This is a genomic window from Modestobacter sp. VKM Ac-2985 (assembly GCF_026967925.1).
Classification (GTDB): domain Bacteria; phylum Actinomycetota; class Actinomycetes; order Mycobacteriales; family Geodermatophilaceae; genus Modestobacter.
The window spans coordinates 13,652-35,897 of the sequence record NZ_JAPVBI010000002.1 but is presented as its reverse complement, the minus strand read 5'-3'; the positions used below and the strand labels follow the sequence as shown (position 1 = coordinate 35,897).

Annotated in this window: 23 protein-coding genes; 14 read left to right on the top strand and 9 right to left on the bottom strand. The window is 73.4% G+C overall.

The features are described 5' to 3' along the window. The first annotated feature begins 35 nt into the window (after nucleotides 1-35). The 9 genes from O2V61_RS09350 (at nucleotide 36) to O2V61_RS09310 (ending at nucleotide 10,585) form a co-directional block, all read left to right on the top strand. Nucleotides 36-1,394, top strand: coding sequence for an ABC transporter substrate-binding protein (locus O2V61_RS09350; RefSeq protein ID WP_269183041.1), 1,359 nt, complete (start codon nucleotides 36-38; stop codon nucleotides 1,392-1,394). 82 nt (nucleotides 1,395-1,476) lie between these two features. Next, a complete protein-coding gene (locus O2V61_RS09345; RefSeq protein ID WP_269183040.1) occupies nucleotides 1,477-2,895 on the top strand; it encodes a Gfo/Idh/MocA family protein in 1,419 nt (472 codons plus the stop codon). Nucleotides 2,896-2,924: 29 nt separating this feature from the next. Beyond that, the gene (locus tag O2V61_RS09340; protein ID WP_269183039.1) at nucleotides 2,925-4,073 is read left to right on the top strand and encodes a Gfo/Idh/MocA family protein; all 1,149 of its coding nucleotides are present in this window, start codon (nucleotides 2,925-2,927) and stop codon (nucleotides 4,071-4,073) included. Then, nucleotides 4,070-5,230: a dihydrodipicolinate synthase family protein gene (locus tag O2V61_RS09335; RefSeq protein ID WP_269183038.1), complete on the top strand. Its 1,161-nt coding sequence runs from the start codon at nucleotides 4,070-4,072 to the stop codon at nucleotides 5,228-5,230. The genes O2V61_RS09340 and O2V61_RS09335 overlap by 4 nt, the downstream gene beginning before the upstream one ends. Continuing rightward, on the top strand, nucleotides 5,227-6,078 hold the full coding sequence (locus tag O2V61_RS09330) for a sugar phosphate isomerase/epimerase family protein (RefSeq protein ID WP_269183037.1): 852 nt from the start codon (nucleotides 5,227-5,229) through the stop codon (nucleotides 6,076-6,078). Before O2V61_RS09335 ends, O2V61_RS09330 begins: the two co-directional genes overlap by 4 nt. Beyond that, nucleotides 6,075-6,959, top strand: coding sequence for an NAD-dependent epimerase/dehydratase family protein (locus tag O2V61_RS09325; protein ID WP_269183036.1), 885 nt, complete (start codon nucleotides 6,075-6,077; stop codon nucleotides 6,957-6,959). Before O2V61_RS09330 ends, O2V61_RS09325 begins: the two co-directional genes overlap by 4 nt. Further along, nucleotides 6,956-8,047, top strand: coding sequence for a mandelate racemase/muconate lactonizing enzyme family protein (locus O2V61_RS09320; RefSeq protein WP_269183035.1), 1,092 nt, complete (start codon nucleotides 6,956-6,958; stop codon nucleotides 8,045-8,047). The genes O2V61_RS09325 and O2V61_RS09320 overlap by 4 nt, the downstream gene beginning before the upstream one ends. Before the next feature lie 101 nt (nucleotides 8,048-8,148). Then, complete coding sequence (locus O2V61_RS09315) at nucleotides 8,149-9,258, top strand: ABC transporter ATP-binding protein (protein WP_269183034.1); 1,110 nt, start codon at nucleotides 8,149-8,151, stop codon at nucleotides 9,256-9,258. A 136-nt stretch (nucleotides 9,259-9,394) separates the two neighbouring features. Next, entirely contained in the window at nucleotides 9,395-10,585 is a 1,191-nt protein-coding gene (locus O2V61_RS09310; RefSeq protein ID WP_269183033.1) for an MFS transporter, read from the top strand. Nucleotides 10,586-10,692: 107 nt separating this feature from the next. Here O2V61_RS09310 and O2V61_RS09305 read toward each other — a convergent pair whose 3' ends face one another. Continuing rightward, nucleotides 10,693-11,121 carry a hypothetical protein gene (locus tag O2V61_RS09305; protein ID WP_269183032.1) on the bottom strand — a complete coding sequence of 143 codons (429 nt, stop codon included), beginning with the start codon at nucleotides 11,119-11,121 and terminating at the stop codon, nucleotides 10,693-10,695. 128 nt (nucleotides 11,122-11,249) lie between these two features. On the opposite strand from O2V61_RS09305, the gene O2V61_RS09300 reads away from it, so the two are divergent. After that, the gene (locus O2V61_RS09300) at nucleotides 11,250-12,332 is read left to right on the top strand and encodes an alkene reductase (protein ID WP_269183031.1); all 1,083 of its coding nucleotides are present in this window, start codon (nucleotides 11,250-11,252) and stop codon (nucleotides 12,330-12,332) included. A 276-nt stretch (nucleotides 12,333-12,608) separates the two neighbouring features. Then, nucleotides 12,609-13,289: a hypothetical protein gene (locus O2V61_RS09295; protein WP_269183030.1), complete on the top strand. Its 681-nt coding sequence runs from the start codon at nucleotides 12,609-12,611 to the stop codon at nucleotides 13,287-13,289. Between the two features lie 81 nt (nucleotides 13,290-13,370). Here the strand turns inward: O2V61_RS09295 and O2V61_RS09290 are convergent, their stop codons facing one another. Continuing rightward, the gene (locus tag O2V61_RS09290) at nucleotides 13,371-13,712 is read right to left on the bottom strand and encodes a hypothetical protein (protein WP_269183029.1); all 342 of its coding nucleotides are present in this window, start codon (nucleotides 13,710-13,712) and stop codon (nucleotides 13,371-13,373) included. A gap of 98 nt (nucleotides 13,713-13,810) precedes the next feature. Continuing rightward, the gene (locus tag O2V61_RS09285; RefSeq protein WP_269183028.1) at nucleotides 13,811-14,449 is read right to left on the bottom strand and encodes a TetR/AcrR family transcriptional regulator; all 639 of its coding nucleotides are present in this window, start codon (nucleotides 14,447-14,449) and stop codon (nucleotides 13,811-13,813) included. 80 nt (nucleotides 14,450-14,529) lie between these two features. Between O2V61_RS09285 and O2V61_RS09280 the strand changes: the two genes are divergently transcribed. Then, a complete protein-coding gene (locus O2V61_RS09280) occupies nucleotides 14,530-14,937 on the top strand; it encodes a RidA family protein (RefSeq protein WP_269183027.1) in 408 nt (135 codons plus the stop codon). Nucleotides 14,938-14,976: 39 nt separating this feature from the next. On the opposite strand, the gene O2V61_RS09275 is transcribed toward O2V61_RS09280, so the two are convergent. After that, complete coding sequence (locus O2V61_RS09275; RefSeq protein ID WP_269183026.1) at nucleotides 14,977-16,008, bottom strand: aldo/keto reductase; 1,032 nt, start codon at nucleotides 16,006-16,008, stop codon at nucleotides 14,977-14,979. Between the two features lie 87 nt (nucleotides 16,009-16,095). Between O2V61_RS09275 and O2V61_RS09270 the strand changes: the two genes are divergently transcribed. After that, complete coding sequence (locus tag O2V61_RS09270; RefSeq protein ID WP_269183025.1) at nucleotides 16,096-16,635, top strand: TetR/AcrR family transcriptional regulator; 540 nt, start codon at nucleotides 16,096-16,098, stop codon at nucleotides 16,633-16,635. 21 nt (nucleotides 16,636-16,656) lie between these two features. On the opposite strand, the gene O2V61_RS09265 is transcribed toward O2V61_RS09270, so the two are convergent. Next, on the bottom strand, nucleotides 16,657-17,271 hold the full coding sequence (locus O2V61_RS09265; protein ID WP_269183024.1) for a hypothetical protein: 615 nt from the start codon (nucleotides 17,269-17,271) through the stop codon (nucleotides 16,657-16,659). 200 nt (nucleotides 17,272-17,471) lie between these two features. Here O2V61_RS09265 and O2V61_RS09260 point away from each other — a divergent pair, with 200 nt between their 5' ends. Further along, a complete protein-coding gene (locus O2V61_RS09260) occupies nucleotides 17,472-17,762 on the top strand; it encodes a hypothetical protein (RefSeq protein WP_269183023.1) in 291 nt (96 codons plus the stop codon). Here the strand turns inward: O2V61_RS09260 and O2V61_RS09255 are convergent. From O2V61_RS09255 to O2V61_RS09240, 4 genes are read right to left on the bottom strand one after another with little or no spacing between them, the layout of a single operon-like run. Then, nucleotides 17,713-18,372 (bottom strand): SRPBCC family protein, encoded by a 660-nt coding sequence (locus O2V61_RS09255; protein WP_269183022.1) that lies wholly within the window; start codon nucleotides 18,370-18,372, stop codon nucleotides 17,713-17,715. The two genes, O2V61_RS09260 and O2V61_RS09255, sit on opposite strands and share 50 nt — an antisense overlap. Then, on the bottom strand, nucleotides 18,369-20,786 hold the full coding sequence (gene cutA, locus O2V61_RS09250) for an aerobic carbon-monoxide dehydrogenase large subunit (protein ID WP_269183021.1): 2,418 nt from the start codon (nucleotides 20,784-20,786) through the stop codon (nucleotides 18,369-18,371). Before cutA ends, O2V61_RS09255 begins: the two co-directional genes overlap by 4 nt. Continuing rightward, nucleotides 20,783-21,346, bottom strand: a complete 564-nt coding sequence (locus O2V61_RS09245) for a (2Fe-2S)-binding protein (protein WP_269183020.1) — start codon at nucleotides 21,344-21,346, stop codon at nucleotides 20,783-20,785. The genes cutA and O2V61_RS09245 overlap by 4 nt, the downstream gene beginning before the upstream one ends. Continuing rightward, a complete protein-coding gene (locus tag O2V61_RS09240) occupies nucleotides 21,343-22,218 on the bottom strand; it encodes an FAD binding domain-containing protein (protein WP_269183019.1) in 876 nt (291 codons plus the stop codon). The genes O2V61_RS09245 and O2V61_RS09240 overlap by 4 nt, the downstream gene beginning before the upstream one ends. Nucleotides 22,219-22,246: the final 28 nt, after the last annotated feature.

Below are 22,246 nucleotides of genomic sequence, written 5' to 3'. Positions count from 1 at the left end.
ACATCTCACGCAGCACTTACAAGGAGGTAAGGAACGTGCACACGAACCGGAGCAATGGGGCGCGTACGCCCTGGCCCACCCGCATCGGCGTCACCGGCGGCGTCCTCGGACTGCTGCTGACCACCGCGGCCTGCGGTGGCGACGACGGAGGCGGCGCAGCCGCCGACGGGGGCACGACCCGCGACGACGGGCCGGTCACCATGCGGATGTCGTGGTGGGGCAGCGACACCCGGCACGCCGCCACCCAGGAGCTGATCGACCTCTACGAGTCGGAGAACGAGGGCGTCACGGTCGAGGGCGACTTCACCGGCTTCGCCGACTACTGGGACCGGCTGGCCACCAGCACCGCCGGCGGTGACGCGCCCTGCCTGATGCAGCAGGACACCCGGTACGTCCGGGAGTACGCCGACCGTGGGGCGCTGCTGGACCTCACCCCGTACATCGAGGACGGCACGATCGACACCAGCAACCTCGACCAGAACGTCGCCGAGACCGGCACGGTCGAGGACGCCACCTACGCCATCCCCACCGGCGTGAACGCCTTCTCCGTCGTCATCGACCCCGCGGCCTACGCCGCCGCCGGGGTGGAGGTGCCCGACGGCGAGTCCTGGACCTGGGACGAGATGGTCGACACCGCCGCCCAGGTCACCCAGGCCACCGGTGGCCAGGTGTACGGGATGCAGGCGATGGGCCTCAACGGTGGGGACACCAACTTCGAGGTCTACGCCCGCGAGCAGGGTGAGGCGCTGTTCGACGAGAACGGCGAGATCGGCTTCACCGCGGAGACCCTGGCCGACTGGTGGGCGATCGAGAAGGAGGCCTCGACCACCGGGGCCGAGCCGCCGCCGTCGACCACCGTCGAGGTGTTCAACGGCGGGGTCGACCAGGCGCTGGTCGCCACCGGCGCCGGGGCCTCCGGCTTCTGGTGGACCAACGAGCTGCCGGCGTTGACCGCCGGGGCCGGCACCGAGCTGCAGTTCCTCCCGTTCCCCACCACGGAGGGTGACGGGGAGACCGGCATGTACCTGAAGCCGGCCATGTTCTGGGCGATCAGCAGCGACTGCGAGAGCCCGCAGGAGGCGGCCATGCTCCTCGACTGGCTGATCAACTCCGAGGAGGCGGTGAACATCGTCAAGGCCGACCGCGGGCTGCCGGTGAACACCGAGCTGCGCGACCAGATCGCCCCGACCCTGGACCCCGCCGGCCAGGCCGCGGTGGCCTTCGTCGAGGAGATCACCCCGAGCCTGCAGGAGCCGCCGGCGCTGCCCCCGCAGGGCGCCGGTGAGGTGCAGGCGATCCTGCAGCGCTACACCGAGCAGATCCTGTTCGACCAGATCTCGGTGGAGGACGCCGCCGAGCAGTTCATCACCGAGGTCGAGTCGGCCATCGCGTGACCCCCGGCCAGGGGGCGGCCGGTCATCGGCCGCCCCCTGGCCCCGGTCCCCGGACCACCTGCCGAACAGTCGAGAGGGAGACGTGACCACCACCGACCCGTCCGGAGCCCCGGCGCCACGTCGCTACGCGATCGTCGGCACCGGCCACCGCGCCGAGATGTACGTCGCCGCGCTGCTGGGCAGCCACGCCGACGTCGGTCGGCTGGTCGCCCTCTGCGACCCCAACCGCACGCGGATGGCCTACCACCAGCGCCAGTTCGCCGCCGCCCACCCCGACGCGGCCCCACTCCCGGCCTACGTGCCCGAGGACCTCGACACGATGCTCGAGCGCGAGCGGCCGGACACCGTCATCGTCGCCAGCGTCGACCACACGCACGCCGAGCACGTCTCCCGGGCGCTGCGTGCCGGGTACGACGTGATCACCGAGAAGCCGCTCACCGTCGACGCCGCGGGCTGCCGCACGATCGCCGATGCCGTCGCCGACAGCGGCCGCGACCTCGTCGTCACCTTCAACTACCGGTACTCGCCGCGGAACGCCGAGGTCCGCCGGCTCATCGCCGAGGGCGTCATCGGTGCGGTCACCTCGGTGCACTTCGAGTGGGTGCTGGACTCCGTCCACGGCGCCGACTACTTCCGCCGCTGGCACCGGGACAAGTCGCTGTCCGGCGGCCTGTTCGTGCACAAGGCCACCCACCACTTCGACCTGGTCAACTGGTGGGTCGATGCGGTCCCGGAGACCGTCTTCGCCCTGGGTGACCTGCGCTTCTACGGCGACGCCAACGCGAAGGAGCGCGGTCTGGGCGACCGCCCGGCGCGCAGCCACGGCGCCCCGGACGCCCACCGCGACCCGTTCGCCCTCGACCTGGCCGGCAACGACCGGCTGCGCCAGCTCTACCTGGAGGCGGAGGCCGAGGACGGCTACATCCGCGACCAGGACGTGTTCTCCCCGGGCATCACCATCGAGGACAACATGGCGCTGCTGCTCCGCTACGCCGGCGGCCCGATGCTCAGCTACTCGCTCAACGCCCACGGCCCCTGGGAGGGCTACCGGGTGAGCATCAACGGCACCGAGGGCCGGATCGAGCTGTCGGTGGTCGAGCGGGCGGCGGTGGTGGCCGCGGACGACGTCATCGGCGGGTTCGGCGTCGCCGTCGACCCCAGCGCCACGCCGGAGGAGGTCGCGGCGGCGTCCGGTGCCCGCACCGAGGGCACCGAGCTGGTGCTGCAGCGCCGCTGGGAGACCGCCCAGCGGATCCCGGTCCCCGAGGGGGCCGGCGCCCACGGCGGTGGCGACGCCGTGCTGCTGGACGACCTCTTCCGCCCCGGCACCCGGCCCGACCCGCTGGGCCAGGCAGCCGGCTGGCTCGACGGCGTCCGCAGCGTGCTCGTCGGCGCGGCCGCCAACCAGGCACTGACCACCGGCCAGGTCGTCCACCTGGCCGACTTCGGCATCCCGCTGCGGCCCCAGGCCGCAGCCGCTCCCGCCGGGAGCACCCGATGACCCCCTCACCCGCTTCGGAGGCAAGAACCGTGTCCAGCTCGATCGGCATCATCATGAACGGCGTCACCGGCCGGATGGGCTACCGCCAGCACCTGGTCCGGTCCATCCTCGCGATCCGGGACGCCGGTGGCCTCCTGCTCGCCGACGGCAGCCGGGTCGTCCCCGAGCCGATCCTGGTCGGCCGCAACGAGCGCAAGCTGGCCGAGCTCGCCGCCCAGCACGGCATCGAGCGGTGGACGACCGACCTCGACGAGGCGCTGCGGGACGACTCCGCGCCGATCTACTTCGACGCGCAGGTGACCCAGGCGCGGGAGAAGTCGATCAAGGCCGCGATCACCGCCGGCAAGCACATCTACACCGAGAAGCCGACCGCGGAGTCGCTCGAGGGCGCTCTGGAGCTGGCCCGGCTGGCCGCCGAGGCGGGCGTCAAGAACGGCGTCGTCCACGACAAGCTCTACCTGCCCGGCCTGGTCAAGCTGAAGCGGCTGATCGACGGTGGCTTCTTCGGCGAGATCCTGTCGGTGCGCGGCGAGTTCGGCTACTGGGTGTTCGAGGGCGACTGGCAGGAGGCCCAGCGGCCCAGCTGGAACTACCGCAAGGAGGACGGCGGCGGGATCGTCGTCGACATGTTCTGCCACTGGTCCTACGTGCTGGAGAACCTCTTCGGCCGGCCGGAGGCGGTCACCGCCAAGGCGGTCACGCACATCCCGACCCGGATCGACGAGCACGGGCAGTCCTACCCGGCCACCGCCGACGACGCCGCCTACGGCATCTTCGAGCTGCCCGGCGGCGTGATCGCGCAGATCAACTCCTCCTGGGCGGTGCGGGTCTACCGGGACGAGCTGGTCGAGTTCCAGGTCGACGGCACCGAGGGCAGTGCCGTCGCCGGGCTGCGCGAGTGCAAGGTCCAGCACCGGGCCACCACCCCCAAGCCGGTCTGGAACCCCGACCTCCCGGTCACCGAGCCGTTCCGGGACCAGTGGCAGGTCGTGCCGGACAACGCCGACCTGGACAACGGCTTCCGGGCGCAGTGGGAGCAGTTCCTCCGGCACGTGCTCGAGGACGCCCCGCACCCCTACGACTTCCTCGCCGGTGCCCGCGGCGTGCAGGTCGCCGAGCTGGGCCTGCAGTCCTCGGCCGAGGGCCGCCGGATCGAGATCCCCGAGGTGACGGTGTGACGGCGATCCGCCTGCCCCGCACCGACGGCACGCTCGCCGAGCACCAGCTCGGCGAGCCCGGCGCCTTCACCCGCCCCGACGGACCGCTGACCAGCCGCACCGCCTACGCCGCGGCGCACGTGGTCGCCGACCCGTTGGGCGACAACACCCCCGGCGCGCCGGTGGACGTCGACTGGGAGGCGACCCTCGCCTTCCGCCGGCACCTGTGGTCCTACGGCCTGGGCGTCGCCGACGCGATGGACACCGCCCAGCGCGGCATGGGCATGCCGTGGAGCACCACGGCCGAGCTGATCCGCCGCTCGGCCGCCGAGGCCCGGGCCTGCGGCGGGCTGCTGGCCTGCGGGGCGGGCACCGACCAGGCGCCGGCCGAGCTGGCCAGCACCGACGAGGTGCTGGCCGCCTACCTCGAGCAGATCGAGGTGGTCGAGGGCGCCGGCGCCAACGTGATCATCATGGCCAGCCGGCAACTGGCCCGGGTGGCCCGCAGCGCCGAGGACTACGCCAAGGTCTACGCCCGGCTGCTCGAGCAGGTGTCCCGGCCGGTTGTCCTGCACTGGCTCGGCCCCATGTTCGACCCGGCGCTGGCCGGCTACTGGGGCTCGGCGCAGCTCACCGAGGCCACCGACACGGTGCTCCAGGTGATCGCCGACCACAGCGCCAAGGTCGACGGCATCAAGGTCTCGATGCTCGACGAGGCGCACGAGGTGGACATGCGCCGCCGGCTGCCCGACGGCGTCCGGCTCTACACCGGCGACGACTTCAACTACCCGACGCTGGTGCGCGGGGACGGCGAGTCCTACTCGCACGCCCTGCTGGGCATCTTCGACGCCATCGCCCCGGCCGCCTCCACCGCCCTGCAGGCACTCGACCGTGGTGACCTGGCCACCTACGACCGGCTGCTCGAGCCGACCGTGGCGCTGTCCCGGCACCTGTTCGGCGCGCCCACGTACTACTACAAGACCGGGATCGTCTTCCTGGCCTGGTTGGCGGGCCACCAGCCGGGCTTCCGGATGGTCGGCGGGCTGGAGAGCTCGCGCAGCCCGGTGCACCTGGCCGAGGTGTTCCGGCTCGCCGACGCCGCCGGGCTGCTGCCCGACCCGGAGCTCGCCGCGGGCCGGATGCGCACCTACCTGCAGACCGTCGGGGTGGCCCAGTGAGCGTCGACCCCCGGCTGGACCGCCTGTCGATCAACCACAAGACGGTCGAGGGCTGGCCGATGCCCGACTTCGTCGACGGCGTGGCCGCGGCCGGGCTGTCCGCGCTCGGCACCTGGCGCGAGCCGGTCGCCGAGTACGGCCTGGAGCGCTCCGCCAAGCTGATCCGGGACGCCGGGCTGCGGGTCACCTCGCACTGCCGCGGCGGGTTCCTCACCGCGACCGACCCGGCCGCCCGGGCCGCGGCGGTCGAGGACAACCGGCGGGCGATCGACGAGACCGCCACGCTGGGCGCCGAGTCGCTGGTCATGGTGGTCGGCGGGCTCCCCGCCGGCTCCCGCGACCTCGCCGGCGCCCGCGAGCGGGTGGCCGAGGCGCTGGCCGAGCTCGCCCCCTACGCCGGCGAGCGCGGGGTGCGGCTGTCCCTGGAGGCGCTGCACCCGATGTACTGCGCCGACCGGGCCGTGCTCTCCACCCTCGGCCAGGCCCTCGACCTCGCGGCGCCCTTCCCGTCGGCGCAGGTCGGCGTCGTCGTCGACACCTTCCACCTCTGGTGGGACCCGGAGGTCTGGCGGTCGATCGCCCGGGCCGGTGACCGGATCGCCTCCTTCCAGGTCTGCGACTTCCTCATGCCGATCCCGGCCGACGCGCTGATGGCCCGCGGCTACATGGGCGACGGCGTGATCGACTTCCCGCCGTTCGTCGCCGCGGTCGAGGCGGCGGGGTGGACCGGGGACGTCGAGGTGGAGATCTTCAACGCCGACGTCTGGGCCCAGCCCAAGGCCGAGGTGGTCGAGACGGTGAAGCGGCGGTACCTGGACGTCGTCGTCCCCGACGTGGTGCCGGCATGAGGGTGCTGGTCACCGGGGGCGCCGGCCGGCTGGGCCGCAGCGTCGTCGACGGGCTGGCCGACGCCGGGCACGAGGTGGTCTCGGTCGACGTCACCGCCGCGCCACTGGAGAAGGCCGCCGACACGTTCCCGGCCGACCTGACCGACCTCGGCCAGGCCTACGGGGTGATGGCCCGGTACCGCCCGGACGCCGTCGTCCACCTGGCGGCGATCGCGGTCCCGTTCAGCCGGCCCGAGTCCGTCATCCACGCCACCAACACCGCGCTGGCCTACAACGTGCTGCAGGCGGCGGTCGACCTCGGCGTCGGCACCGTGGTGACCGCGAGCAGCCCCACGGTGATGGGCTACGGCAGCCCGGCCGGTTGGGCGCCGCAGTACCTGCCGCTGGACGAGGCCCATCCGCCGCGGCCGTGGAACGCCTACGGGCTGTCCAAGCTGGCCGCCGAGCAGACCATGCGGATGTTCGCCGCCCAGCACGGCGACCGGGTGCGGCTGGCGGCGTTCCGGCCGTGCTTCGTCATCGCGCCGGAGGAGTGGGCCGGCGCGCCGACCCAGCAGGGGCACACGGTGCGCGAGCGGATCGCCGACCCCCGGTACGGCGGGGTCACGCTGTTCAACTACGTCGACGCCCGGGACTGCGCGGACTTCCTGGACACCCTGCTGGGCAAGGCCGGCGAGGTGCCCAACGGCGAGGTGTACTTCGTCGGCGCCCAGGACGCGCTGGCGGACGCGCCGCTGGCCGAGCTGCTGCCCGAGTTCTCCGGGGTGGCCCCCGAGCTGGCCGCCGGGCTCACCGGCACCAGCCCGGCCTTCAGCAGCGCCAAGGCGGAGCGGCTGCTGGGCTGGACGGCGTCCCGCAGCTGGCGGACGGAGCTGCGATGAGCACCGTCGCCCGGCTGTCCAGCCGGCTGTTCCGGCTGCCGCTGGCCCGGCCGTGGGGCGCCGACGTGCCGGCGCTGCACCTGCTGGTCACCGAGCTGGAGACCAGCGACGGGCGCACCGGCACCGGCTTCAGCTGGACGCCGTCGATCGGGGCCCGGGCGCTGCAGGCGCTGGTCGACCACGACGTCGCCCCGGTGGTCGTGGGCGGGCCGGTGGAGCCCGGCGTCGTCTGGGACCGGCTGTGGTGGCACCTGCACGAGGCCGGGGGCGGCGGGCTGACCACGATGGCGATCGCCGCCGTCGACACCGCGTTGTGGGACCTGTCGGCGAAGGCGGCCGGGCAGAGCCTGGTCGACCACCTGGGCCGCCGGCGCGACTCGGTCGCCGTCTACGGCAGCGGGGTCAACTTCCACTACTCCCTCGAGGAGCTGGTCGCGCAGACCGAGCGCTGGGTCGCCGACGGGTGCACCGCGGTGAAGATCAAGGTGGGCCGGCCCGACCTGGCCGAGGACGTCGAGCGGGTGGCCGCCGTCCGGGCGGCGCTCGGGCCGCACCGGCGGCTGATGGTCGACGCGAACCAGCGCTGGGACCTGCCGACGGCGCTGCGCGCGGTCCGGGCGCTGGCCCCCTTCGACCTGTACTGGGTGGAGGAGCCGCTGGTCGCCGACGACCTGCCGGCGCTGGGCCGGCTGCACGACGCCGGGCTGGGGGTGCCGATCGCGGTGGGGGAGAACGTCTACACCACGTTCCAGTACCGGGCGCTGCTCGCCTCCGGGGCCGCGGACGTCGTCCAGCCCAACGTGGTGCGGGTCGGCGGGATCACCCCGTTCCTGCGGATCGCCCAGCTGGCGGCTGCGGCGAGCGTGCCGGTCGCCCCGCACCTGCTGCCCGACGTATCCGGGCAGCTGGCGATGTGCCTGCCGCTGGCCACCATGGTCGAGGACGTCGAGGACGCCTCGTTCGCCGCACTCGGCGCGCTGGCCGAGCCCAGCGGGGTGACCATCGCCGACGGCGTGCTCCGGGCGCAGACGGCGCCCGGCCACGGGCTGGTCTTCGCCACCGACCGGATGGAGTCGCTGGACGGCTGAGCAGCCATCGACCTGCACGACCCACCATTGATCGCGGAAAGCGCTTGCCGTACGGTGACGGCAGTCACAGGCGCGACAGCGGACGAGCGAGGGAGCTCCCCATGGCATCGGTCACCTACGACAAGGCGACCCGGCTCTACCCCGGCAGCGACAAGCCGGCGGTCGACCAGCTCGAGCTGCAGATCGAGGACGGCGAGTTCCTGGTGCTCGTCGGCCCCTCCGGGTGCGGCAAGTCCACCTCGCTGCGGATGCTCGCCGGCCTGGAGGAGGTCGACGGCGGCGCGATCCGGATCGGGGAGACCGACGTCACCGACGTGGCGCCGAAGGACCGGGACATCGCGATGGTGTTCCAGAACTACGCGCTGTACCCGCACATGAGCGTCGCGGACAACATGGGCTTCGCGCTGAAGATCGCCGGGATGGGCAAGGAGGAGCGCCGGGAGCGGGTCGTCGAGGCGGCGAAGCTGCTGGACCTGGAGCCCTACCTGGACCGCAAGCCGAAGGCGCTGTCCGGTGGTCAGCGGCAGCGGGTGGCGATGGGCCGGGCGATCGTCCGCAAGCCGCAGGTGTTCCTGATGGACGAGCCGCTGTCCAACCTCGACGCGAAGCTGCGGGTGCAGACGCGTACCCAGATCGCCTCGTTGCAGCGCCGGCTGGGCATCACCACCGTCTACGTCACCCACGACCAGGTCGAGGCGATGACGATGGGCGACCGGGTCGCGGTGCTCAAGGACGGACTCCTCCAGCAGGTCGCCAGCCCGCGGGAGATGTACGACCGGCCGGCCAACGTGTTCGTCGCCGGCTTCATCGGCTCCCCGGCGATGAACCTGGCCGAGGTGCCGCTGGTCGAGGGCGGTGCCCGGCTCGGCGACGTGGTGGTCGAGCTCCCGCGCGAGACGCTGACCGCAGCGGGGTCGGACCGGTCCGTCACGCTCGGGTTCCGGCCCGAGGCGATGGAGCTGGCCGAGCCCGGGAAGGGCTTCCGAGCCCAGGTCGACCTGGTCGAGGAGCTGGGCTCCGACGCCTTCGTCTACGCCTCGATCGCCGACCCCGAGCTGGCCGAACACCTGCACGGTGGCGAGACCGCGCAGATCGTCGCCCGGGTCGACGCCCGGCGACCACCGGCCAAGGGCGGCGAGATCTGGTTCAGCATCCGCCCCGGCGAGGAGCACGTCTTCTCCACCAGCACCGGCCGTCGGCTGTCCGCCTGAGGGAAGGCCCGTCCTCGAGCTGAGGGCAGGCCCTGGTCACGGGGCCACGGAGGTCGGAGCGGAGTCCGGCATCGGGTGGCTGATGCTCAGGGCGCGCACCGGGACGGGGCCGCCTGCACAGACGGGGAGTCCAGGGGTGTCGACGTCCGGCGCCGCGGCGTCCACTCCTGGGCGCTCGCCGCGCTGGCTGTTCCAGCTGCTGGGCGTGATGGCCCTGATCCAGGCGGCCATCGCGGTCGCCCGGCCGGTCTCCGCGTACCGGGCGATCGACCTGGGCGCCGGGGCCACCGAGATCGGCCTGCTGACGGCGGCGTTCGCGCTGCTGCCGATGGTGGTGGCGCTGCCGCTCGGCCGGGCCGCCGACCGCTGGCGCCCGGAACCGATCCTGGTCAGCGGGGTGGCGCTGCTGGTCGTCGGCTGCGTGCTGCTGGCGACCAGTGGCTCGCTGCGGGCGCTGGCACTCGGCAACGTGGTGCTCGGGCTGGGCAACCTCGGCTGCATCGTCGGCGGGGAGAACGTCGTCGCCCGGCTGCCCGGCGACCGGCTGGACTCCGGGTTCGGGCTGTTCACCGCGGTCGTCTCCGCCGGTCAGCTCGTCGGGCCGGCGCTCGCCGGTGCCGTGCTGGCCACCGCGCCGGGGGAGCTGTCGACCGGCACGGCCCGCGCCCTTGTGCTGTCGGCCGCGCTGGGTGCCCTCGCCCTGCCGGCGTCCTGGTGGCTCGCCGCCGGACGGCGGTTCCCGGCGGCCGCGGCCCGGCCGACCGGTCGGACGTCGGCCTTCCGGCTGCTCGGCCGGCCGCCGGTGCGCTCCGGGATCTTCGCCAGCCTGGTGCTGGCCGCGGCGGTCGACCTGCTGACCGCCTACCTGCCGCTGCTCGGGGAGGACCGCGGCATCTCCCCGGCGGTGGTCGGGGTGCTGCTCAGCGTCCGGGCCGGCGCGACCGTGGCCTCCCGGGTGCTGGTGCAGCGGATGCTGGTCCGGGTCGGCCGGGCCCGGCTCGTGGTGCTGAGCACCGTCGGCTCGGGGATCGCCGTGGCGTTCCTGCCGGCCACGGGCAACGTCTGGGTGCTGGGTGCACTGCTCGCGCTGATCGGTTTCCTGCTGGGCGTGGGTCAGCCGCTGCTGATGACGTTGATCATCCGGGCCGTGCCGGACGACGCTCGCGGCACCGCGCTGGCGCTGCGGCTGGTGGGCAACCGGGTCGGGCTGGTCGGCACCCCGGCGGCGGCCGGACTGCTCGCCGGGGCGGCCGGGGTCTCCGCCGCGTTCTGGCTGCTCGGCGGCCTGCTCGCGGTGGCCGTGGTCGGCGCCCGGCACAGCGACTGACCGACCGGCAGGGGGAGGCGCCTTCGCCCAGTGACAGCTGAGCGGGCTCTCGTGCCCGGGGAAGCCCGCTCAGCTGTCACTCGGCGCCGGTCACCACGACGGAGGAGTCAGTCGCCGAATGTCACCGCGCAAACAACCTGGGGCGAACTCACTGTGCAGGTCGCTGTCGGAGCCGGTTTGAGCAGTATGGCGAACAGTGCGACGCCAGAACCGACTAGCACGAGTCCCCACCCGACGAGACTGAACCGCTCAGCCCAGCGCTCCGTCATGTCCTCCGCAATCTGGAGGAATTGGACCACCGCACCAGCGCACAGCGTCGCGGCACCGGTTGCCTCGATGAGCTGGTGTTCTCGGATTCCGAAGACGAGCAGTGCGCCGAGAGCTACTGACGCGATGGCCGCGACGACGCCGATGCAATTCAACAAGAGAACCCAGCGGATGCGTGATCGGCGGAGTTGCTGACGCGGCCACCCTGCGGCTACCGCTCCGGCGACGACACCAATCCCCAGGAGGCCCACGACCGATGTGGTGACCATGTCCCCTCCCGGGCTCCGTCCCTCGAGTTCCCAGGTCGCTCATCGGCAGGGTGTCGTCGCGGAGTGACGGTCGCCGCAGTCGGCGTCCGACTGGAATGGTGCGCCGGGGCAACGACCTTCCACCGACCATGGACTTGTTCTCCCCCATCACGCTCGGCGACCTCGAGCTCGCCAACCGCGTCGTCATGGCGCCGCTGACCCGCATGCGGTCCGGTGCCGCCGGCGTCCCCGGGGACCTGGTGATCGAGCACTACGCCCAGCGGGCCGACGTCGGCCTGATCATCACCGAGGGCACCTACCCGAACGTCGAGTCGCGCGCCTACCCCGGCCAGCCCGGGATCACCGACGACGAGCAGGAGGCCGGCTGGCGGCGGGTCGCCGACGAGGTGCACGCCCGGGGCGGGCGGATCGTGATGCAGGTGATGCACGGTGGCCGGGTCTCGCACACCGACATCACCGGCACCGACCGGATCGTCGCGCCGTCGGCCATCGCCATCCAGGGCGAGGCGCACACCCCGAAGGGCAAGGCGGCCTACCCGGTGCCGCACGCGCTGACCACCGAGGAGGCGCGCGCCACGCTGGCCGACATCGTCGCCGCGTCGAAGCGCGCCATCGCCGCCGGCCTGGACGGCGTGGAGGTGCACGGCGCCAACGGCTACCTGCTGCACGAGTTCCTGTCCCCGGCGTCCAACCAGCGGGACGACGTGTACGGCGGCTCCCCGGAGAACCGTGCCCGGTTCGTGGTCGAGGTCGTCACCGCGGTCGCCGAGGCGATCGGTGCAGGCCGGGTCGGGCTGCGGATCTCCCCCGCGCACAACATCCAGGACGTGCTGGAGACCGACCCGGACGACGTCCGGGCCACCTACGGCGCACTGCTCGACGCGCTCCGCCCGCTGGGCCTGGCCTACCTGTCGGTGCTGCACTCCGAGCCGGCCGGCGACCTCGTCCAGGAGCTGCGTCGCCGGTTCGGCGGTCCGCTGGTCGCCAACAGCGGCTTCGGCACCGTGACCACCCGCGCCGAGGCGGTGCAGCTGATCGAGGCCGCGCACGCCGACGCCGTCGCGGTCGGCCGCGCGGTCATCGCCAACCCCGACCTGGTCGCTCGCTGGGCCGGCGAGCACCCGGAGAACGAGCCGAACCCGGCGACCTTCTACGCCGTCGGCGCCGAGGGCTACACCGACTACCCGACCCTGCAGCTCAGCCAGAGCTGAGCCGCGGGCCCTCCCGTCGGCGCCGTGGGCGATGCGTCCCGGCGCCGGCGGGCGTCCTTCCCCTGATGCGCCGGTGACCCGGCGCCCGCGGCCGTCCGGGCGGTGGGGCGCTGCCCGCGTGTGAGGTATCGATCCGGTGACGGTCCAGGCCGGCGTCGTGCAGGAGCCGATCCGGTGGGCAACCACGGAGTTGCGGGCCGCCTGCGTCATGCGCGGCGATCGCCACGGGCCGACACACGACATCCTGGGCCGGCACGGCCTGGTGAGGAGACCGTCATGCGCACCTCCCCCCTGTTCCGCTCGTCCTCCGCCCGTCCGGGTCGGCGCAGCCGCCTGGTCTCGGTGCCGGTCACCGGAGCGGCCGCACTCGCCCTGGTGCTCACCGGGTGCGGTGTGGAGGAGGAGGACGGCGTCACCGCGGTCGACCTCTACAACCAGGAGGCCGAGGTCCTCGAGCAGGACACCGAGCCCCTGCCCAACGTCGGGGTGCTGGACGACCTCGGGGCTGTGGAGGACGAGGCCGGCGAGGACGGGGCTGTGGAGGACGGGGCTGTCGAGGACGGGGCCGGGGAGGCCGAGGCCGCCGTCGTGCCGGGGTCGTTCGTGGCCGGTGGCGTGGCGATCCCGCCGCTGCTGGCCGAGGTGGACCCCCAGGCCGCGCTGGCCGAGCTGCCCGACGTCCCGGCTGTGGCCACCCTCGTCCCGGTGCTGGCCGTCCCCACCGACGAGGGGTTCTGGGTCGGCAACGAGCAGTCCCGGATCTGGGTCCAGCTGGTCGAGCCGGGTGAGTCCCCGGTGAGCGTCGCCCCGGGGGACCTGGTCTCCTTCACCGGTGAGGTCGTGCCGAACGCCGACGGCTTCGTCGAGGGCCTGGCGCTGCCCGCCGACCAGGCCGCCGCGCTGACCGCCCTGGGCTACCACGTCGAGGTGCCGGCGGGCGACGTCACCGTCGGCTGATCCATCGCTGGACCGATCACTGTGCGCTGATCGTCGCTCCTCCGCAGCGGGGTCGACGGTCAGCGCACAGCGCTGTGCGGATCAGGCGGCGTGCTGGGCGGGGAGCTGGTCGGTGAGGGCCTCGGCCAGGTGCCGGCCCCGGGGCGGGAGCGGCGGCGCCGCGCGGATGACCTGGACCGGCTCGGGCGTGGTCTCGGCCGCCGGGGTCTCGGCTGCCGGGGGCTCCACGGCCCGGACCGGCTCGGCCACCGGGGCGGCCTCGGGCAGGGGCATCCGGACCGAAGCCGGGTTCTCCGCGATGGTGGCGACGGCGGCCAGGCCATCGGCGTGGATGCCTGCGATGGACGCCAGGACAGCGGTGGCCATCTCCTCGATGGCCTGCGCGTCCGTGGTGGCGCGCTCGGCAGCAGCGTGGATGCTCATGCCTGGGTTCTCGGCAGCCTCGTGCGCCGTCGGAACCGGTTCGTCACCGGGATCTGCGAGCGAGTGGCGGAGACGGCGCACCCCGCCCGCCACGGACGTCAGCCGGGGCGCGGGACCTCGTCGTCCGGGGCCGGGCGGTGCCAGCCCTGTTCCACCGAGGCGCGGGCGCGCTCGGGGTCGTCGCCGCAGGCGGTGAACAGCGCGCTGAGCAGCAGCGGGCCGTGATCGAGGGCCTCGCGCGGCAGCGGACCGGTGGCGACCAGGGAGACCAGCCCGTGGCCGATCGCCCAGCTCTGGATCGCCAGGTCCAGCGGGACGACGTCGGCGCGGACGCGCCCGGCGTCCCGGCCCCGGCCGGCGGCCTGGACCAGGTGCTCCAGGGTGGCGTCGGCGGCCGGGAGGTCCTCCAGGTCGACGCTCGCGTCGAACATCACCCGGTAGAGGTCGGGATGGGTGAGCGCGTTGTCCAGGTAGGCCGCGGCCAGCGCGGTCAGGTCGCGCACCGGGTCGTCGGACGTCGCCACGCTCGCCAGCCGGGCGCCCAGCCGGGTGAAGCCCTCCTGGCGCACCGCCTGCCACAGGCCGTCCATGCCGTGGAAGTGCGTGTAGACGGCCATCGTCGAGACGCCGGTGCCGGCGACCAGCGAGCGCAGGGTGATCGGCTCGCGCGCCCGGAGCATGACGGCGGCCCGCTCGATCAGCTGGGTGCGGACCGCCGGGTCCTTCGGGCGGGCCATGGCCGGAAGACTACATGGCATAGCAATGCTATGTTCAGCGCAGCCCGGAACGGCCGGGTGTGCTCGAAGGAGGAGCCAGCATGGCGATCACCCTGGTCAACCCGAGCGGGCTGCCGGCCACCGACATGTACCACCAGGTCTCGGTGGCGAGCGGCTCGCGACTGGTGTCCGTCGCCGGCCAGGTCGCCGTCGACGCCGCGGGGGAGAAGGTGGGCGTGGGCGACTTCGCCGCCCAGGTCGAGCAGGCCTACCTCAACGCGGGCACTGCGCTGGCCGAGGTCGGCGCCACCTTCGCCGACGTCACCAAGCTGACCCTCTACGTCGTCGACTGGACGCTGGACAAGATGCCCGCCTTCCTCGACGGGGTGGCCCGGGCGGCGGCGCGGCTGGGCGTCACCCCCGCTGCCCCGGGTTCCATGATCGGGGTGTCGGTGCTCTTCGACCCCGACTTCCTGGTCGAGCTCGAGGTCACCGCCGTCCTCGACTGACCCGGGCCGGCGAGGCCGCCGGTCCGGGCCGCAGGACCGCTACCGGCGGCGGGCCGCCGTGGCCAAGGCGGGCGTCGTCCACATGTTGTCGCCGACGTTGACCGTGTGGCCGGGCGGGACGATCGCGTCGATGCGGTCGAGCACGTCGGCCGAGAGCTCGACCCCGTCGGCGGCCAGGTAGGACTCCAGGTGCTCCATCGTGCGCGGGCCGACGATCGCCGAGGTCACCGCCGGGTGCCGGACGACGAACGCGATGGCCAGCTGCACCAGCGTCAGCCCGGCCTCGTCGGCGAGCGCGCCCAGGGCGTCGGCGGCGTCGAGCTTGGCGGCGTTGGCCGGGTTCGCGGCGTCGTAGACGCCGGGGAACCGCTGGGCGCGGCCGACCGAGCCCGGCCCGCTGACCTCCTGGCCCTTCCGGTACTTGCCGGACAGCCAGCCGCCGGCCAGCGGGCTGTAGCTGAGCACGCCCATCCCGTACCGCTGGGCTGTGGGCAGGACGTCGGCCTCGACGGCGCGGGTGAGCACCGAGTACGGCGGCTGCTCGGTGCGGAACCGCTCGCGGCCCCGGCGCTCGGCGGTCCACTGTGCCTCGACGATCTCCGACGCCGGCACCGTCGAGGCGCCGAAGGTCCGGATCTTGCCGGCGTGCACCAGGTCCGACAGTGCGCCGAGCGCCTCGTCGACGTCGGTGGCCGGGTCCAGGCGGTGCACCTGGTAGAGGTCGATCCAGTCGGTGCCCAGCCGGCGCAGCGAGTTCTCCACCGCCTGGGTGATCCAACGCCGCGACATGCCGCGCTGGTTGGCGTCCTGGCCGAACGGCAGGCCGACCTTGGTGGCGAGGACGACGGCGTCGCGCCGGCCGCCGGCCAGCGCCTTGCCGACGACCTCCTCGGACTCGCCACCGGAGTAGACGTCGGCGGTGTCGATGAACGTGATCCCGGCGTCGAGCGCGCGGCGCACGATCCGCACGCCCTCGTCGTGGTCGGGGTTGCCGACGGCGCCGAACATCATGGCGCCGAGGCAGAGCTGGCTGACGGACATGCCGGTCCGGCCCAGGGGTCGCTGTTCCACGGTGTGCTCCTCGCGGTGGGTACGATCTGCCCGAAGTGGACAGGCTGTCCACCTACCGTACCGGACACCCTCTCCACTTAGGGAGCCATGCCTGCGAGACGTGCCGACGCCGAGCGCAACCGCGAGCGGATCCTCGCCGCCGCGCGAACCGGGTTCGCCGAGCCGGGCGCCCCGCTGTCGATGGCCGAGGTCGCCCGCCGGGCCGGGGTCGGGATGGCCACGCTGTACCGCAACTTCCCCGGACGGCGGGACCTGCTGGAGGCGCTCTACACCGACCAGGTCGACGCCGTCTGCGCGGCCGCGGCCTCGGTCGACGGGTCGCCCAGCGACCGCTTCCTCTCGTGGGTCGACCACTTCGCGGGCTTCTTCGCCAAGAAGCACGAGATCGCCGGCGAGCTGCTCGCCCAGGCCGAGGGCCCCGGCCCGGTGCTGGACCGGAGCCGGGAGCGGGTGCTGGCCGCCGGCCGGCCACTGCTCGCCGCCGCACAGGAGGCCGGCGAGGTCCGCGGCGACCTGTCGCTGGAGCAGGTGCTCGACATGGTGATCGCCGTGAGCGCGATACACGGCGACCCCGAGTACTCCCGCCCGATCCTGCAGACCGCACTCGACGGGCTGCGCGTCAGCTGACGAGCACCGCCGACAGCGGGGTCAGTCCCTGGCGTCGTCCCCGCTGTCGGTCCACCGCTGCCACCGGTCGCCCCAGGCGTCGTCCACCCGCTCGGTGATCCACGCCTCCAGGTCGGCCAGGCGCTCGTCGGCCTGCTCCTGGGTCAGGTCGCCGTCGGCGACGGCCTCGGTGACGCGCTCCTGGGCGGCCGCGACCAGGGCGTCGACCAGGGTGTCCACGGCCACGCCCTGGTCCTCGGCCACCGAGGCGAGCGTGGCGCCGTCGGCCTGCAGGGCCGTCCGCAGGTCCTCCTCCGTCATGCCCAGGGCCGTCGCCGCGGTCTCGAGGCCACCGCCGTCGCCGAGGCTGCCGTGCCACCCGCCGTGCCACCCGCCGTGCCACCCGCCGTGCCCGCCGTCGTGTCGACCACCGAGGTCGGCGGCGTCGAGGGTGGTGGCCACCTCGTCGACCTGCTCCTGGGTGAGCGAACCGTCCTCGACCAGCCCGGCCAGCGCCTCTGTGATCCGGTCGGCCCGCGAGGAGCCCGCCGCGGCGGGGTCGGCCGAGTCCGTGTCGGCCAGGGCAGGGACGGCGACGGCGGCACCACCCACGGCGAGCAGCCCGGCGGTGGTGAGGGTGATCAGCTTCGTGCGCACGATGGTCTCCTCCGACTCCGGTCAGGCGATCCGACCGCTGCCCTCAGCGTCGGCTGCCCGGCTGTGCGCAACCTGTGGTCTCCCTGCGCATCGCCCCTCGGGATGGCCGACCCACCGCGACCAACCACCCCCTAGGGGGTGGTCGAGAGCGCCCCACGAGGGGGACGGCGGCGCGGCTGGGAGTCCCTACGGTCAGGATCATGACGTCGGTCCCCCGAGCGGTGCTCGGCCTCGCCCGGCAGGAACTCGCGCCGCGGGCCTCCGCGCAGCGGAGCCTCCTCCTGCTGGGAGCGCTGCTGCTCGCCTCCTCGGCCGTGCACGGCGGCATCGCCCTGGTGGCGGCCGTCGACGGGGCCGCCTGGGGTGGCAGCGTCTGGCGCAAGCCCGTGCTCTTCGGCTTCTCCTTCGGGGTGCTGCTGTGGTCGGTGGCCTGGCCGAGGCTCAGCCGCGGCGGCCGAGGAGGTAGCCGATCCAGACGCCGAGCAGGGTGAGCAGGCCGCCGCCAGCGGCGCCGACCAGCAAGGGCCGTGCCTCGGTCGGTACCCACCCACCCTCCGCGGACGGGGTCTTGGCGTAGGTCACCGGCGCAGTGGGGGTGGCAGCAGACGGTTCCGCGGAACCGTCGTGCGTGACCGGGAGGGCCACCACCTCGGCCACCACGTTCGGCTCCACCAGCTCTTTGTCGATCGCGGAGAAGAACTGCCCGGCCATCTTCTTCGCGACGCCGGTGATCATCCGCTGCCCCACGCCCGCGACCGCGCCACCGACCACGGCGTCCGCCGAGTAGGTCAGCTCTGTGCCCTCACCCGAGGGGACGAGCTCGATCTGCACGGTGGCCCGCACGGACCCCGGCCCACCGGAGCCGGACGCGTGCATGACGTAGGAGGAGGGGAAGGCCAGGTCGCTCAACCGCACCTCGCCCGCGTACTTCCCGCGGATCGCGCCCACCCCGGCCGAGACGACGATCGTGTAGCTGTCCTCGCCGACCTGCTGCAGCGATTCACACCCCGGGATGGTCCGCGCCAGCACAGCCGGGTCGGTGATCACCGCCCAGACCTGCTCCGGTGCCGCCGAGAGGACCGCACTGCCGTCCAGGTTCACGCCATCGCTCCAGAGTCGTGGGGAGAAGAGTTGGTCACGCGCTCGGCGTCCGAGCGCACCAGGTCGTACAGCTCGGTGGGGGAGATCGGCATCGCCGCGATCCGCCGTCCCACCGCGTCCTCGATCGCCGAGGCGATCGCCGCCGAGCCGGGGATGACGCCGGCCTCGCCGGCGCCCTTGATGCCCAGCTCGTTCAGCGGCGACGGCGTCGACTGGTGGTCGATGTCCACGTCGGGCACCTCGGAGGCGTACGGCATCAGGAAGTCCATGAACGAGGCGTTGGTCAGCTGCCCGTCGCGGTCGTAGGCCATTCGCTCGTACAGCGCCCCGCCCACGCCCTGCGCGACACCGCCGTGCACCTGACCCTCGACGATCATCGGGTTGATGATCGTGCCGCAGTCGTGCACCACCGCGTACTGCTCGATCGCGATCTCCCAGGTCGCCGGGTCGATCTCCACCACCACGGCGTGCGCACCGGAGGCGAAGGTCGAGCGCAGCGGGGAGTAGTAGTCGGTGTGCTCCAGCCCCGGCGCGTCCCCGACCGCCACCGGCGGCTTGGAGTCGTCGCCCGGCCCGGAGAACTGGGTCGCCTGCCGCGCCGCCTCGTCGAAGGCGTACCGCAGCGGGTTGGACAGGACGGCGACCGTGCGCAGCGGGATGGAGGCGCCCGGCGTCCCCTTGACCTGGACCAGACCCTCGTCGATCTCCAGGTCGGCCGGGTCGGCCTCCAGCACCTCGGCGGCGATCCGCAGCGCCTTCTCCTTCACCCCGCGCGCCGCCAGTGCGACGGCGTTGCCGCTCACCACCGCGGCCCGGGAGGCGAACGTGCCGACCGCGTACCCGAAGCGCCGGGTGTCGCCGGTGGTGACCACGACGTCCTCCATGGGGACCCCGAGCTCCGCGGCCGCCAGCTGGGCGAACACCGTCTCGTGCCCCTGGCCCTGCGAGGTCAGCCCGGTGGAGACCAGCACCTTGCCGCTGCCCAGCACCTGCACGTGCGCGCCCTCGTACGGCCCCGGCCCGGTGCCCTCGACGTAGGGCGCCATCCCGATGCCCAGCAGCTTCCCGCGCGCCTCGGCCGCGGCTCGCCGCTCGGCGAACCCGTCCCAGTCGACCAGCACCTTCAGCTTGGCCATCATCGCCGGGTAGTCGCCGGAGTCGTAGATCAGCGGCCGGCCGTCCTGGAACGTCAGGCCCCAGTCGTAGGGGAACTGGTCGGGCTGGATCAGGTTCCGCTCCCGGACCAGCGCGCGGTCGATCCTGAGCGCCTGGGCGATCCGGTCCATCGTGCGTTCCATCGCGAACGTGCCCTGCGGCCGCCCGGCCCCGCGGTACGGGGTGACGATGACGGTGTTCGTGTAGACGCTGTTCACCCGGGCCCGGTAGACCGGGATGTCGTACGGCCCGCAGAGCTGGGTCGCCGTGTTGATCGGCACGATGATCCCGTAGGGCGTGTACGCGCCGTTGTCGTGCCAGACGAGGACGTCGAGGGCCGCGATCCGCCCGTCGTCGTCGTACCCGACGGTGATCTCCTGCCGCTGCTGACGCTCGTGCGCGCTGGAGATGAAGTGCTCGCGCCGGTCCTCGGTCCACTTCACCTCGTGGCCCAGCAGCCGAGCGGCCATCGGCACGAGCAGCTCCTCCGGCCACGGGTGCACGATCTTCACGCCGAACCCACCGCCGACGTCGGGGGCGATGACCTCGACCTTCTCCATCGACAGCTCGAGCTTGGCCGCGATCGCCGCGCGCACCGACGTCGAGGCCTGGGTGGAGGAGTAGACCCGCAGCGAGGAGTCGGCGTCGTCCCAGCGGGCGTGCACGCCCTTGCCCTCCATCGGCATGGAGGCGCTGCGCTCGAAGTACTGGGTGAAGGACAGGGTGTGCGCACTGGCGGCCAGCGCCGCCTCGACGTCGCCGGTCTCCTGGTGGTGCCGGGCGGCGACGTTGTCCGGGACGTCGTCGTGCACGGTGCGCTCGGCGGCCTCGGCCGCGTCGACGCCCACCACGACCGGCAGCTCCTCGTAGCTGACCTCGATCAGCCCGGCGGCGTCCTCGGCGATGTACCGGTCGGTGGCGACCACCATCACGATCGGCTCGCCCACGTGCTGGGCGACGTCCTTCACCAGCGGGTAGCCGGTGCGCGGGGCGGTGAGCTGCGGGTGCGGGATCAGCACCGGCAGCGGCTCGGCCATCGGGCCGGTGAGGTCCTCGTAGGTGTAGATCGCCAGCAGGCCGTCGACGTCCATCGCCGCGCTGACGTCGATGTCCAGCACCCGGGCGTGCGCGTACGGGCTGCGGACGAACGCCGCCTCGTAGGCGCCGGAGCCGATGTCGTCGAGGTAGCGGCCCTGGCCGATGATCAGCCGGGCGTCCTCCCGCCGGCGCACCGGCTCCCCGAACAACTTGGTCGTCACCGCCCTGCCTCCTCGTCCCCGGCAGAGATGGCCATCTCTGTCGGGGTGGCAGCCTCGCGCATGGTCGCTGCTGCGTGCCGGCAGGCCTTCTTGATGTTGGCGTAGCCGGTGCAGCGGCACAGGTTGCCGCCGACCATCTCGTCGACCTCCTCCTCGGTGATCTCCACCGACGGGTCCCGGGCGTCCAGGCCGGCCGCGATCGTGGTCAGGAAGCCCGGCGTGCAGAACCCGCACTGCAGCGCGTGGCACTCCCGGAACGCCTCCTGGATCGGGTGCAGCACCTGCCCGCCCTGGTGGTCCGACCGGGACAGGCCCTCCACGGTGGTCACCTCGCGGCCGTCGACCTGGACGGCGAGCACCAGGCAGGAGCGGGTCGGCTGCCCGTCGACCAGCACCGTGCAGGCCCCGCAGACGCCGTGCTCGCAGCCCACGTGGGTGCCGGTCAGCCCGAACCCGTGCCGTAGCGCATCGGACAGCAGCCAGCGCACCGGCACCGTGGCTTCACGTGGAACACCGTTGACGACGACGGAGATCGCCCGCTCGGTACGAACCTCGGTCACGCGGTCCTCCTGGCTGCTTCGGCGCCGGCGTCGGCCAGCGTGCGGGCGGTGAGGGTCGCGACCAGCAGCCGCCGGTAGTCGGCGCTGGCGTGCAGGTCGCCGTCCGGGTCGACCTTGCCGCGGGCCAGTTCGCCGGCCGCAGCCCAGTCCGCGGAGTCGACCGGCTGGCCGACGACGGCGTCGGTCAGGTCGTGCACCTCGGGCACCAGCCCGACGGAGAGGTAGGCGGCCCGGGCGGAGCTGACCCGCCGGTCGTCGTCCAGCGTGACGACCACGCCGGCCCCGCACACGGCGTAGTCGCCCTTGCGTCGCGAGATCTCGGCGAACGCGGTGCCCGACCGCTCTGGGAGCGCGGGGAAGAAGGCGTCCAGGACGACGGCCGGGCCGTGCACCGAGGTCTCCAGCGGGCCGAGGAAGAAGTCGGCCCAGCCGACCGTCTCGCGGCCGTCGGGCGTCGCGACCGTGACGGAACCGTCCGTCAGCGCCAGCACCGCGGTCATCTCACCCGAGGGGTCGGCGTGCGCGATCGAGCCCACCGTCGTCCCGCGGTTGCGGATGGCCGGGTGTGCGACGTTCGCCGTCGCCCGGCCGAGCAGGGGCTGGACGCCGGCCGCCTCGGCCGAGGCGAGCAGCTGGGCGTGCCGGACCAGTGCACCCACGCGCACCCCGTCGGGGCCGGCGGAGATCTGGTCGAGCCCGGGCACCCGGTTGATGTCCACCAGGGTGGTGGGCGCGGCCAGGCGCATCGAGAGCAGGGGGAGCAGCGACTGCCCGCCGGCGAGCACCTTCGCCCCCTCGCCCTCCGCGGTCAGGACGTCGAGCGCCTCCTCGACCGAGGTCGGGTCGGCATAGCTGAACGGAGCGGGCTTCACCGGGTGCGGGTCACCTCCGAGTGCGGGC